This is a genomic window from Pseudomonas sp. BRM28 (assembly GCF_002939405.1).
Taxonomy (GTDB): Bacteria; Pseudomonadota; Gammaproteobacteria; order Pseudomonadales; family Pseudomonadaceae; genus Aquipseudomonas; species Aquipseudomonas palmensis.
Genome location: NZ_PEFV01000001.1, coordinates 2,651,126 through 2,663,138 on the forward strand (window position 1 = coordinate 2,651,126; position 12,013 = coordinate 2,663,138).

A 12,013-nucleotide genomic window follows, 5' to 3' on the forward strand; every position below is an offset into this window, starting at 1 on the left:
ATGAGCGAACCCATACATTTTCCGCTGGCCGCCGTGGTCGGCGCCCACGACCTGAAGCTGGCGCTGTGCCTGACGGCCATCGACCCCAGGATCGGCGGCGTGCTGATCGAAGGCCCGCGCGGCATGGCCAAGAGCACCCTGGCCCGGGGCCTGGCCGACCTGCTGGGCGAGGGGCCCTTCGTGACCTTGCCGCTGGGCGCGACCGAGGAGCGCCTGGTCGGCACCCTGGACCTGGATGCTGCGCTTGGGCAGGGCCGCGCCCAGTTCTCGCCGGGTGTGCTGGCCAAGGCTGATGGCGGCGTGCTGTACGTCGACGAGGTCAACCTGCTGCCCGATCACCTGGTCGACCTGCTGCTGGATGTGGCTGCCAGCGGCACCAACCGGGTAGAGCGCGATGGCATTTCCCATCGGCACAGTGCGCGCTTCGTGCTGATCGGCACCATGAACCCGGAGGAGGGCGAGCTGCGTCCGCAGTTGCTCGACCGTTTCGGCCTGAATGTAGCCCTGCAGGGCCAGCCGCTGCCCGAGGCGCGAGGCCAGATCATCCGCCGCCGGTTGGACTTCGACAGCGACCCGCAGGCGTTCTGCGCGCAGTGGGCCGATGCCCAGGCCGAGCTGCGCCAGCGCTGCCAGCAGGCACGCGAGCGCCTGGAACAGATTGCCCTGGATGACCAGGCCCTGGCGCAGATCACCCAGCGCTGCTTCGAGGCCGGGGTCGACGGCCTGCGCGCCGACCTGGTCTGGTTGCGTGCCGCCCGTGCCCATGCGGCCTGGCGCAGTGCACCGGGCATCGAGGCCGAGGATATCGAGGCGGTGGCAGAGTTTGCCTTGCGCCATCGGCGCCATGACCGGCCCGCCGAGCAACCGCCTCGCCCCGACGCTCAGCCCCAGGGGCAATCGAGCCCGTCGAGCGAGCCCCAGGGCAGTGGCCAGTGGGGTGAGCTGCCAGGCCAGCCGGTGGCTGTGGGCGCTCGGCGCGAGGTACCGCGCTGGCCAAAAAAGCCTTGAGCATCCGCCCGCGCTCGCACCCAGCGGCGGATGCCAGGCCCCGTGCAGGCAAGCTCGACCGGGGCCCGCGCGGGCGTGCCCGGGCAGCCGGGCAGGGCAGCGTGGCCTGGCCTGCCACCCTGCTCAAGGGCCGCCCGCGCCAGCGCGACGAGCTGTGCTGGGCGCAGCGCACCGCAGCGCCGGCGCAGCTCTGGCTGGTGATTGTGGATGCGTCGGCGTCTACCCGGCGTTACCAGGCACTGAGCAAGGCCAAGGGTTTGCTGGCCGAGCTGTTCGACCAGGCGTACCGGGCCCGCGCCAGGCTCGCCCTGCTCACGGCCAGCGGCCGCGAACCGCGCTGGCAGCGCCACGGCCTGAAGGCCTCTGCTGCGCTGCAGCCCTGGCTGGCGGAGCTTGGCGCCGGCGGAGGCACGCCACTGCTTGAGGCACTGCAGCAGGCCCGGCAATGGCTGACCCAACGCCAGCGGCGCTACCCCATTGAGGTGCAGCACTGCCTGATCCTCACCGATGGCCGGCTCAAGGCCTGGCCGGCGCTGGAGGCACTGCCGTGCAGCAGCCTGCTGGTGGACATGGAAAGCGCACCGGTTCGCCTGGGCCGCGCCAGGCAAATGGCGCTGGAACTGGGTGCGCAATACCAACACCTGGAACAGTTCAACTTGCGTTGAAACAAGTACTTGGGCCGTAAACTGCGGCCAACTGCCGCAGCCGCCGGCGCACACTTCACAAACAAAAAAAGTGCACCCAGTGGGTGCACTTTTGCATGAACGGGGCAGGCCGGAAAGTTACTTCGGCATGCTCCACGGCTGCAAGTCATAACCTTTCTGGCTCAACTCGGCGCGCACTTCCTCGATCAGGTGTGCCAATTGCTGCGGGTCGGAATAGGTGCTGCTTGGAACTTGCTTGCTGCCGATACGGGTGCTGGTCCGGTCGATTACCGCCAGGCTGAGTTCGCCAGTGCCGTTAGGCACATCCCAGGCGACGCACTGGAAAGGTTCGAAGGCGTGGTCGGCAATCAGCAGTGCTTCGTTGACACGGAGCGGGGCGTTCATGGGTTCGGTCTCTCTGTGGTCCCAAACATTGAAAAAGTTGCGGCAAGGTGTGTTCCCTGCGGCAGGTTACTTGTACTGATGCACGCAGTAGTGGGTCAGGTCACACTGCAAGTAATGTTTTTTTAATCGGTGCTGACAATCTGCATTCATTGGCAACATCTGGGACGTTGAATTAACAGGAAAATTCTACCGAGCCGAAAGCAAGGCCGTATTTGCAGACGGACGGTAGTGGGCATTCTGACGTTGGTTGCTACTGTTACAGACGGGCCATACAACATGCTGTTTCTACTAACATTTCCAATAATTGGCGCCAAGGAAAGGTCATGCTGGAACCGGTACCGAACCGCCGCTTGCTGATCGTTGACCCTTGTGACGATTGCCACCGCTTGTTGCCAGGCCTGCGCAGCGTAGGTTGGGACGTGCGCACCTGCACCCTTGCCACTGCCCTGGAGCACCCTTGCGATGTGGGGTTGCTGCGCCTGCACGCCAGCCACCTGCAGCACCCCGATGCGGTCAAGGACCTGATCAGCCGCAGCGGCACCGAGTGGATCGCGGTGCTCAGCGCCGAGGAGCTGCGCGCGCAGAACGTGGGTGATTTTGTGTGCGAGTGGTTTTTTGACTTCCATACGTTGCCATTCGATGTCTCCCGCGTGCAGGTGACCCTGGGTCGCGCATTCGGCATGGCACGCCTGCGCGGCAAGGGCAACCTGCATGTGGATGAGCCCGAGCACGAACTGCTGGGTGACAGCCGCCCGATCCGCGAACTGCGCAAGTTGCTGAGCAAGCTGGCGCCCACCGAGTCACCGGTGCTGATTCGAGGCGAGAGCGGTACCGGCAAGGAGCTGGTGGCGCGCACCCTGCACCGGCAGTCGCAACGCCACGACAAACCGTTCGTGGCGATCAACTGCGGGGCGATTCCCGAACACCTGATCCAGTCCGAGTTGTTCGGCCACGAAAAGGGCGCCTTCACCGGCGCGCACCAGCGCAAGGTCGGGCGCATCGAGGCTGCCAACGGCGGCACGCTGTTTCTCGACGAGATCGGCGACCTGCCGCTGGAACTGCAGGCCAACCTGCTGCGCTTTCTGCAGGAAAAGCATATCGAACGGGTGGGCGGCAGCCAGCCGATTGCGGTGGACGTGCGCGTGCTGGCTGCGACCCATGTCGACCTGGAGAGCGCGATCACCAGCGGGCGTTTTCGCGAAGACCTGTATTACCGGCTCAACGTGCTGCAGGTGGTGACGGCACCGCTGCGTGACCGGCATGGCGACCTGTCGATGCTGGCCAGCCACTTTTCGCGTTTCTACAGCCAGGAAACCGGCCGGCGCCCGCGCACCTTCAGCGAAGACGCGCTGATGGCGATGGGCAAGCATGATTGGCCGGGTAATGTGCGCGAACTGGCCAACCGCGTGCGTCGCGGCCTGGTGCTGGCCGAAGGGCGGCAGATCGAGGCCCAGGACCTCGGGTTGCAGGGCGCGCAGGTCGAGATGACGCCGATGGGTACCCTGGAAGACTACAAGCACCGCGCCGAGCGCCAGGCGCTGTGTGACGTGCTCAATCGTCACAGTGACAACCTCAGCATTGCGGCCAAGGTGCTTGGGGTGTCGCGGCCTACGTTCTACCGGTTGCTGCACAAGCATCAGATTCGCTGAAGATCCCACGCTACGTCCATTCGCCAGCAAGGCTGGCTCCTACCCGAAGGTAGGAGCCAGCCTTGCTGGCGAATGGCGTCGGCGCAGATCAGAAGTAGTAAGGGAATTTGAGGCTGAAGGTGAAGTCCGGCGCATCGTCGGTCAGGCCGATCGACAGGTTGGGCACTATGGTCAGGTTGTCGGTGGCGGCCAGGGTCATGCCCACGTTGAAATAGGCGGCGTTGGCATCACTGCTGGGCACCGAGGTCCAGCTGTCGCCGGTTTCGGCCGACTTGATCTTGGATTTGCGCGCGATCAGGTCGGACACCGAGAACGACATGCTCATCTTCTCGTTCAGCGCAAAGGCGATACCGGCGCCGATCTGGAAGCTGTCGCCCAGCTTGACCTTGCCCGGCACCTTGACCCCGGACGTGGAGCTGACGTCACTGAACGACTCTTCCAGGGTATGGGTATAGGACAGGCTGCCGAACAGTACTGCCGGGTCGAACGTCTTGACCAGCGAGATGCCCGGGCTGATGGACCATACGCCGTTGCCGGTGGGCAGGTCTTCGGGGTAGGCGAGGCTGTCGTTGTTCGGGTCCTGGATCAGCTTGATGCCGAACGGGTCCTTGCCGGTGGGCGCCTTGACCCGCAGGGTGAGCACCGCATCGGGGCTGTTTTCCGATTCGTCGAGGAACTTGTAGGCCACCCCGAAGTTGACATCCCCCAGGGTCGGGTCGCGGGTGACGGTCTGTTCGGTCACGCCCTGGGCGTTGTTGCCGGCGCCCCCGGACTGGTAGGTGGACTCGCGGTAGACGATGGGGGCGTTGATATCGAACTGCCAACGCTGGTCGAGGTTGTAGCGGGCAGTCAGGTCCAGGGTCCAGTTGTCGGCCTTGATGCGGTCCAGGTTGATGTTGCCCAGGAAAATCGAGTCCAGTGCGAGGAAACCGTTGAGGATCAGTTGGCGGGTGTCGTAGCGGGCGTAGGTGATGCCGGTCTCGACGCTGAACTTGCCGCCACCGAAGAAGCCGCTGGCCTCGTCGTACAGGTTGGACACGCTCTGCGCAGGTTCCGAATCGCCCTTGAGCGCTTCGCCGTAGGAACTGCCGGTGCCGGGGGCCGCCCCGGATGCGGTAGCCACCTGGCCTGACCGGGTGGGGGCCGCTGGCGAGCGGGTCAGGCGCTGAGGGGGTGCCGGGGGTTGATCTTCAACCTGACGGACCCGCTGCTCGAGCACCATCAGTGCCTGCTGCTGGGATTCATAACGTTGCTTGAGTGCCTGCAACTCCTGTTTCAGGGCCTCAACTTGCGGATCTGGCGCCGCTTGCAGCAGCGCTGAAGACGCCAGAGTGCTCACACAGACCACTGCCTTCAACGAAAACGATCGATGCATGGGTTAGCCGTCCCTTCCAACTGCGGTGAATTGAGACAGAGCGTAGATCAATATCCGGAAATACGAAGGCCCTTTAGTTGATCCAGGTTGCAGTTCAAGGCCCCGGCAGTAGGCAGGTTGTTGCGCAGTACCACATTGAGCTGGGTGATGTTGTTGACGGCGTTGTTGCCGCCCAGGAGCGTGGTGGCCTGCAGCAGCCCGCCCTGGGCCAGGCGCTGCACCGTATTGCCCTGGTTGTTGTTGGCCTGGATACCCAGCTGGATGCCCTTGCCGGTGGAGGAAACGCTCAGCGTGCCGGCGCCATTGCTGCCGGTGATGGTCTGCCCGCTACCCAGCAACTGACCCTGTGGCTTGCCCGCCGCCGGGGCACTGTTGGCTTCCTTCACGTTGATCGAGACATTGTTGTAGGCCGTGTTGTAGTCGCCCGCCGCGCGTACCGACTGGGTAACGCCCTGGGTCGTGCCAAGGCCGGCCCCGCCGGTGACGGTACCGTTGCCCTGGGTTACCGGGGCGCCGTTGCCATCGCGCGTGTCGAGCGAGACATAGAACTGCGGCTTGAACGAGGACTGCTGCACTTGCATGCTGGCGGTGGCGCCGATGCTGTCGCCGCGGGCGTTCTGCCAGGTGCTGCTCATCACCACGCCAAAGCTGATGATGCGCCCTGGCATCACATAGCGTCCGCGCAGCTCGGACAGTTCCTGGTCCTTGATCTCGATGGGCTTGAACTGCGCATGGGCAGGCAAGCTGGCGGCCAGGCAGGCGGCAACCAGCCAGGTTGAAGTCTTCATCGGGTGCTCCCCGGAGCTTCATGCCCCTTCTGATTAGAAGAAATCACTTTGTATGAAACCAAAATCCATCAACTGCGCATCGTCTACCGGGCTGAACCCGTTGATCTTGTTTTTTGCAGTCAAGGGTTGTGGCGGGTCGAGCAATGCGTTGGCCTTGTCATAGCCAGGGCCGATGACGGCAAAGATGATGCCGTTCCAGCCTTTGACGAAATCATCGAACTTGTAGCGTTTGTGGCCCAGAACCGGGTCACCGATGTACACCCAGTCCTTTTCGGTGCGTTGCAGCACCACGAAGTGCTTGTAGCCGCGAATGTCCATCAGCACCACCACCGGAATGGTGACGCTTTGCAGGCTCTCGGGCGGGATCCGATAGCCCCGGGCACGCATGCCGATGCTTTCCACGTACTTCTTCATGTCCAGCATGGAGAAGCCCTGGGTCTTGACCACTTGCTGGTCGGCGTGGGCGAGCATGCCGTCGATGATGTGTTCTTCGTCGACGTCCAGCCAGTAGGCTTGCTTGAGGACGGTGGCCAGGGCGGCGGCGCCGCAACTGAAGTCGGTTTTCTGTTGTACAAGGTCGGCGAAGCGTCGTTCGCGAATGCTCTGGATGGGCTTGTAAATGACATTGCCGCCCGGCAGGGCAGCGATGGGCATCTGTGCGGCCTCGGCCAGGCTGGCCAGAAACAGCAATGCGGCAAGCAGGGCAATGCGCATGGTCTTCGCACCGTGTAGATGGCAGGAAAGGGGCCCCTGGGGGCCCCGTCCTTTTTCAGCTTACAGGCAGGCGCGGCAGCCTGCTGCGATGGACAGCGAGTTGCTCTGCTGGTTGCCCGAGCCGGCCGACACGTTGGCGCCCACGTTGCCCGACACGCCATTGAGCGAGTTGCTCATGTTGGCGTTGTTGACCACAGGGTTGGCCCAGCCGGTAGGTTTGAGCACCTGGTAGGTGTAGACGCCACCGAGTACGAAGCTGCCTTCTTCGGTGAAGGTAAGCTTGTCTTTCTGTGGTTTGTTGCCGCCACGATCATCCCAGCCACCGTTGTGCCCGGGTTTGTCGTCTTTGCGTTCCACGTAGCCGTGGCCTTCGCCTTCGTACTGGCCATAGGCGGCAAAGGCGCCACCGAGGGTTTCCTTGGTGTAGGTACGGTCGGCCTTGTTGTTGACGCTCAGGCCGGAGGTGGACTGGTTGGCGGCTGCGCTGGCCACGGCCACACGGCCGCCGGACACGGCGATTGCCAGGTTGTTTTTCTGTTGGTTGAAGTCGCCGGCGGTCACGTTGACACCGATGTTGCCGGAGCTGTTGTTCGCCGAATTGGTGAGATTGGCGTTGTTCTGGGTAGAGAAGTTGTTGACGATGTTGCTGGTGTTGGTCTGGGTGGCGCTGGAAACAGCAACCGCACTGCCGAAGATGAAGCGTTCGTCGGCGGTGGCGATGGCGGCAACGTTGTCTTGCTGGTTGCCGTCACCGGCTGCCACGTTGGCGCCCAGGTTGCCTTGAGAGCCGTTTGCCGAGTTGTCCATGGTGCCGTTGTTGCGGGTGTTCTCGTTGAGCACACCGTTACCACCATTGCCCTGGGTGTCGATCACGGTGGCGCCAGCGCCGGCGTTTACCAGCAGGGCGAGCAGCGCGCTGGAATTGTTGTTGCCGCCGTTATTGCCGCCATTGTGTCCGCCGTTGTGACCACCGTTGTTTCCGCCCGCTTGTGCAGCAACTGCCATGACCGCTGCGAGTGCGAATACCAGAGGCTTGAGTGCCATTGTGGGTTTCATGGTGTTTCTCCGCATTGTTTTTAGTTGTTAAGTGTTGTGTTGTGCTGCGTTGTGAACTGCTCGGGTCAATCTGCAACCCGTACGCTCAGGGTGTTGGCCATTCGGTTCCCGACCCCGGCGCTCTGGTTCAACTGGATCACCCCACGGCTGCCGGTGAAGGCCTGATCGCTGGTAGCGACCTGGCGACTGCCGGGGGTTTGACCTGTCGAGCCTGAGCCGTTTGACAGCGCCACGTTCTGCTGGTCGAGGACGCTGTCGTCGATGCTCTGCGCGGTGGCACTGATGCTTACCCGCACGGCATTGACTTGTTGTGTGTTGGCACCGGCCGACTGGTTGATCCCAATCATCCCGTTACCGTTGGTGAAGGCGTTGCCACCGATGCTGGCGCGGGCATTGATCGCGCTGCTGGCAGGGGTGTCGATGCGCTGGCGCACCTGGGTGGTGGCGGTGGCATCGGGGTTGATGGCGATGGCGCGGCTGTTGTTCTGTTGCTGCTGGTCGCCAGCCGCCTGGTTGATGGTCACGTTGCCCTTGTAGCCCTGGCCGCTGGCGTTGATGGTGGCGTTGTCATTGACCGGTTGGGCGGCCAGGGCCGACGCGCTGCAGGCCAGCGCGAGAAACAGCAGTGAGTGGTTCATCTCAACGGCCCCCGGTCAGGATCTGCAGCGGCGCAAGACCACGCTGCACGTTCTGGTTGACCGAATTGGAGATGCTGTTGGCGCCCCCTGCGCCAGGGCCGGCGCCGCCACGCAGGCCCGGCAGGCTGGTGGGCACGGCCCCCATGCCGCGGATGTTGCCGGACGCGTCGGGCATCAACACCCGGTTTACACTGGCACCGCTGGCCACACCGGCAAAGTCGCCATCGCTGAGCTCGTTGGTCTGGCTCAGGATGCGTGGCGACTGATTGGCATTGACGGTCATGGGGCGGGGGTCGGGGGTGCCGGTCGGGCGAACGGCCGAACGGGGCTGAACCTGGCGCTGGATGATGATGGTGCCGTCGCCGGCGGCCAGTATCGGCAGGCTCAGGGTGCTGGCGCCCAGCGCACAGCCCATGACGAAAAGACTCAGCAGCTTGTTGGTGTGATTCCCCACGGCAGCGATTCCTTCTTCGGTGCGCTGGCCCTATCAGCGTTGCGAGAAGGAGAGCAGAAGCTGTGCCGCTTTTGCTTTGTGCCAGCGAATCAAGGGCATAGCGCACGGGGCAGGGGCTGGTCGGAAAACCTGTATCACCGGTGATACAACCGCTGGTCCTTTTTACAGGCCTTGCAGCAGCGCAGATGCCCGGCGTGCCCAAGGGTGGGTGTATCACTGGCTTAACACGTCACCGCGTGTTGGTCGCAAGTGCTCTGGATCGGCGGTTGAGGTGGCCGGGTGTGTAACGCCGGGTTAACACTCGGTGGCGCAGGCCGGGGGCTTGCCTTCCAGCAGTGCCTGTACGGCCGCCAGTACCGTCGATTGGCGGTATGCCCAGTCGCCCTCGATGACCTGCATGGGTTGGCCATGCCGTTGCAGCCATTGGCGGCTGGCCTCGAAGAACGCCTGGCGCTCCTCCAGCCGTGGCTGACAGCGCTGGCCGTCGCCGACCCAGGGCACGCCTGCGGGGCTGAGCAACAGGTGCAGGTCGTAGCGCCGTGCGAGCAGCGCCTGTTCCAGCCACGCCGGGCAGTCGTTGAACAGTACGCGGCTCCACAGCATGTTGCTCAGCAGGTGCGTATCGAGTATCAGCAGCTCGGGCTGGCGCGCGCGGGCCGTATCCTCCCACACCAGCTGCCCGCGGGCGATGGGGTCGATGTCGGCGTAGCAGGTGTCGCGTCGCTGCTCGTCGATGAAGTGGCGCACGTACTCGCCCACCAGTTCGCCACCGAAATGCGCCTGGATTTCGCCGCCCAGCCAGCTCTTGCCACTGGATTCCGGGCCCGCCAGTACCAGGACCTTCATGGGCTGGCCAATGCCGGGTCACGTCGCCAGCTACGCCAGCCCTGCACGGCGATCAGGGTGAACAGCGCATACAGCGCGGCGGTGATGTACATGCCTTTGTAGAGGAACAGGCCGACGAAGATCACGTCCAGCACCATCCACAACGGCCAGCATTGCACGCGCTTTTGCGCCATCCAGAACTGCGCCACCAGGCTGAAGGCGGTGAGGGTGGCGTCCAGCCAGGGCTCTGCAGCATCGGTCCAGGTGGCCATGGCCGCACCGAGGGCCAGGCTGGCCAGCAGGCCCACGCCCAGGCCCGACAGCAGCGGCGCGGTACCCAGGTAGGTCACCTGCCGGATCGGGCGATCCTCGCCGGGGCGTGTCCACTGCCACCACCCATAGAGCTGGAACACGGCAAACGCCAGTTGCAGCAGCATGTTCGAATACAGCTTGAAGTCGAAGAAGATCCAGCTGTAGAGCAGCACCACCAGCAGGCCGATGGGCCAGCACCAGGGGTTCTGGCGGGTCGTGAGCCATACAGCGATGACGCCCAGCACGGCAGCGTACAGTTCCAGGCCGGACATCGGCGTTCCTTGAAGGGGGGCAGGGCGGCGATTGTACCTTGTGGCACGTCAGGTGCCAGCCTTGGGTGAGCACTTCGCCGCCAAGGCCGGCTCCTGCTGAGGCAATGTCGAGCCTTGCAGAAGCCGGCCGCCGGCGAGGTGCAGGCTGCGGTCAGACCCGGAACTGCCTCAGCAACTGCCCCAGCTGTTCGCTCAACTGGTTCAATGCGGCCCCGGCACTGCTCGACTGGTGCGCCGCCACGGCCGTCTGACGCGATAGCTCGGCCGTCTGGGTGACGTTGTGGTTGATCTCTTCGACCACATGCGACTGCTGCAGCGTGGCACTGGCAATCGAGGCATTCAGCGCGCTGAGGTTGTGCAGTGCCTGGCTGATGGCATCCAGGCTGGCACCGGCCTCGCTGGCCTGTTCGACCGTCTCGCGCGAGGCCAGGCTGCTGGCATCGATCGCCTTGACCGCAGCCTCGGACTGGCCCTGAAGGTGCTCGATCATCTGCTGGATCTCGGCCGTCGACTGCTGGGTGCGTTGCGCCAGCAGGCGCACTTCGTCGGCCACCACGGCGAACCCGCGACCCTGTTCACCCGCCCGCGCGGCCTCGATGGCGGCGTTGAGTGCCAGCAGGTTGGTCTGCTCGGCAATCGAACGGATCACCTCCAGCACGCTGCCGATACGCGTGCTCTGGCCCGCCAGGGCCTGGATCACCTGCACCGCCTGGTCGATGGTGCCCGACAGCTCGTCGATTTTCAGCAGGCTGCCATGAATGCTTTGCCGGCCCTGTTCGGCCCGCTGCTGGGCGTCCTGCATCTCGCTGGAGGCGTGCTCGGCGTTCCTGGCCACGTCCTGCACCGCATAACTGACCTCGTTGATTGCGGTGGCCACCTGTTCCATCTGCTGCGACTGCTGTTCGCTGCGCTGGTGCGCCTGGCCGGCGTTGCTGCCTACGTCCCCGGCCGAATGGCCCAGGGCCTGGGCGGCGCCCTGCAACTGGGTCACCACCTGCTGCAGCTTGGCGGTGAAGGTGTTGAAGTGCAGGCCCAGCTGGGTGACTTCATCCTGCCCATGGGTGTCGAGGCGACGGGTCAGGTCGCTTTCGCCGCTGGCGATGTTGCCCATGGCATCCACGGCTTCCTGCAAGGGGCGGGTGATGCTGCGGGCGATCAGCATGACCACCAGTGCCATTATCAGCGCGATGACCACCCCCAGCAGCGATGCGTCGCGAAGCTGGCGCACGAACTCGGCGTGCATGTCGTCGATGTACACGCCAGAGCCGATCACCCAGCCCCAGGGTTTGAACAGCTGGATGTACGAGGTTTTTTCCACCGGCTCGCTGGCACCGGGCTTGGGCCAGCGGTAGTCGATGCTGCCGGCGCCCTGGGCCTTGGCCAACGCGACCATTTCGTTGAACAGCGCATAGCCGTCCGGGTCGCGAATGCCGGAGAGGTCCTGGCCTTCGAGCTTGAGGTTCATGGGGTGCATGATCATCTTCGGGCCCAGGTCGTTGATCCAGAAGTAGTCGTCCTGGTCATAACGCAACCCGCGCACCGCACTCAGCGCCTGTTGCTGGGCGGCCTCGCGGGTAAGGGTACCGCTGGCTTCCAGCCCCTGGTAATAGGCCAGTACGCCGGCTGCGGTTTCGACCACGTGCCGGGTCTTTTCGGCCTTTGCCTGGTACAGGTCACCGTGGATCTGACGCAGCATCAGCAGCCCCAGGGTCACCAGCATCAGTACCGCCACCACCAGGATGAGCCACAGCCGACGGCTGATCGACATACTGCGTAAAGTCTTCATGAAGGTCACCCTATGTTCTTGTTATTGTCCGCATCCAACCACGCTTTACCGAAACAACCTACTCGACCAAGGGCTAAGTGATTGATT

General features: G+C 63.9%; 13 protein-coding genes. 3 read left to right on the forward strand and 10 right to left on the reverse strand.

Annotated elements, in window-relative coordinates; genetic code table 11:
* Both CR917_RS12625 and CR917_RS12630 read left to right on the forward strand, forming a co-directional pair.
* On the forward strand, positions 1–1,008 hold the full coding sequence (locus tag CR917_RS12625; protein ID WP_104572378.1) for an ATP-binding protein: 1,008 nt from the start codon (positions 1–3) through the stop codon (positions 1,006–1,008).
* Positions 1,005–1,673, forward strand: coding sequence for a VWA domain-containing protein (locus tag CR917_RS12630; RefSeq protein WP_256589664.1), 669 nt, complete (start codon positions 1,005–1,007; stop codon positions 1,671–1,673). Before CR917_RS12625 ends, CR917_RS12630 begins: the two co-directional genes overlap by 4 nt.
* 117 nt (positions 1,674–1,790) lie before the next feature.
* Here the strand turns inward: CR917_RS12630 and CR917_RS12635 are convergent, their stop codons facing one another.
* Positions 1,791–2,057: a hypothetical protein gene (locus CR917_RS12635; RefSeq protein WP_054914565.1), complete on the reverse strand. Its 267-nt coding sequence runs from the start codon at positions 2,055–2,057 to the stop codon at positions 1,791–1,793.
* A 323-nt stretch (positions 2,058–2,380) separates the two neighbouring features.
* Between CR917_RS12635 and CR917_RS12640 the strand changes: the two genes are divergently transcribed.
* Entirely contained in the window at positions 2,381–3,706 is a 1,326-nt protein-coding gene (locus CR917_RS12640) for a sigma-54 dependent transcriptional regulator (RefSeq protein WP_043861458.1), read from the forward strand.
* Positions 3,707–3,794: 88 nt separating this feature from the next.
* Here CR917_RS12640 and CR917_RS12645 read toward each other — a convergent pair whose 3' ends face one another.
* From CR917_RS12645 to CR917_RS12685, 9 genes are all read right to left on the reverse strand, one after another.
* Positions 3,795–5,081 (reverse strand): transporter, encoded by a 1,287-nt coding sequence (locus CR917_RS12645; protein WP_054914564.1) that lies wholly within the window; start codon positions 5,079–5,081, stop codon positions 3,795–3,797.
* A 47-nt stretch (positions 5,082–5,128) separates the two neighbouring features.
* Entirely contained in the window at positions 5,129–5,869 is a 741-nt protein-coding gene (locus CR917_RS12650) for a hypothetical protein (protein WP_054914563.1), read from the reverse strand.
* 33 nt (positions 5,870–5,902) lie between these two features.
* Complete coding sequence (locus CR917_RS12655) at positions 5,903–6,583, reverse strand: C39 family peptidase (RefSeq protein ID WP_043861461.1); 681 nt, start codon at positions 6,581–6,583, stop codon at positions 5,903–5,905.
* Between the two features lie 60 nt (positions 6,584–6,643).
* Positions 6,644–7,639: a hypothetical protein gene (locus CR917_RS12660; RefSeq protein WP_043861462.1), complete on the reverse strand. Its 996-nt coding sequence runs from the start codon at positions 7,637–7,639 to the stop codon at positions 6,644–6,646.
* Positions 7,640–7,704: 65 nt separating this feature from the next.
* Complete coding sequence (locus tag CR917_RS12665; RefSeq protein ID WP_058540149.1) at positions 7,705–8,277, reverse strand: hypothetical protein; 573 nt, start codon at positions 8,275–8,277, stop codon at positions 7,705–7,707.
* 1 nt (position 8,278) lies between these two features.
* Positions 8,279–8,731 (reverse strand): hypothetical protein, encoded by a 453-nt coding sequence (locus CR917_RS12670; RefSeq protein ID WP_370409168.1) that lies wholly within the window; start codon positions 8,729–8,731, stop codon positions 8,279–8,281.
* A gap of 294 nt (positions 8,732–9,025) precedes the next feature.
* Positions 9,026–9,577: an AAA family ATPase gene (locus CR917_RS12675; protein ID WP_104572379.1), complete on the reverse strand. Its 552-nt coding sequence runs from the start codon at positions 9,575–9,577 to the stop codon at positions 9,026–9,028.
* The gene (pnuC, locus tag CR917_RS12680) at positions 9,574–10,140 is read right to left on the reverse strand and encodes a nicotinamide riboside transporter PnuC (RefSeq protein WP_104572380.1); all 567 of its coding nucleotides are present in this window, start codon (positions 10,138–10,140) and stop codon (positions 9,574–9,576) included. The genes CR917_RS12675 and pnuC overlap by 4 nt, the downstream gene beginning before the upstream one ends.
* A gap of 151 nt (positions 10,141–10,291) precedes the next feature.
* Positions 10,292–11,926, reverse strand: a complete 1,635-nt coding sequence (locus CR917_RS12685) for a methyl-accepting chemotaxis protein (RefSeq protein ID WP_043861500.1) — start codon at positions 11,924–11,926, stop codon at positions 10,292–10,294.
* Between the last annotated feature and the right edge of the window lie 87 nt (positions 11,927–12,013).

Excerpts from the sequence above, each read along its gene's own strand:
- CR917_RS12645 (WP_054914564.1), bottom strand. The coding sequence starts at position 5,081 with ATGCATCGATCGTTTTCGTTGAAGGCAGTGGTCTGTGTGAGCACTCTG.
- CR917_RS12655 (WP_043861461.1), bottom strand. The coding sequence starts at position 6,583 with ATGCGCATTGCCCTGCTTGCCGCATTGCTGTTTCTGGCCAGCCTGGCC.
- CR917_RS12640 (WP_043861458.1), top strand. The coding sequence starts at position 2,381 with ATGCTGGAACCGGTACCGAACCGCCGCTTGCTGATCGTTGACCCTTGT.
- pnuC (WP_104572380.1), bottom strand. The coding sequence starts at position 10,140 with ATGTCCGGCCTGGAACTGTACGCTGCCGTGCTGGGCGTCATCGCTGTA.
- CR917_RS12665 (WP_058540149.1), bottom strand. The coding sequence starts at position 8,277 with ATGAACCACTCACTGCTGTTTCTCGCGCTGGCCTGCAGCGCGTCGGCC.
- CR917_RS12675 (WP_104572379.1), bottom strand. The coding sequence starts at position 9,577 with ATGAAGGTCCTGGTACTGGCGGGCCCGGAATCCAGTGGCAAGAGCTGG.
- CR917_RS12635 (WP_054914565.1), bottom strand. The coding sequence starts at position 2,057 with ATGAACGCCCCGCTCCGTGTCAACGAAGCACTGCTGATTGCCGACCAC.
- CR917_RS12650 (WP_054914563.1), bottom strand. The coding sequence starts at position 5,869 with ATGAAGACTTCAACCTGGCTGGTTGCCGCCTGCCTGGCCGCCAGCTTG.
- CR917_RS12625 (WP_104572378.1), top strand. The coding sequence starts at position 1 with ATGAGCGAACCCATACATTTTCCGCTGGCCGCCGTGGTCGGCGCCCAC.
- CR917_RS12685 (WP_043861500.1), bottom strand. The coding sequence starts at position 11,926 with ATGAAGACTTTACGCAGTATGTCGATCAGCCGTCGGCTGTGGCTCATC.
- CR917_RS12660 (WP_043861462.1), bottom strand. The coding sequence starts at position 7,639 with ATGAAACCCACAATGGCACTCAAGCCTCTGGTATTCGCACTCGCAGCG.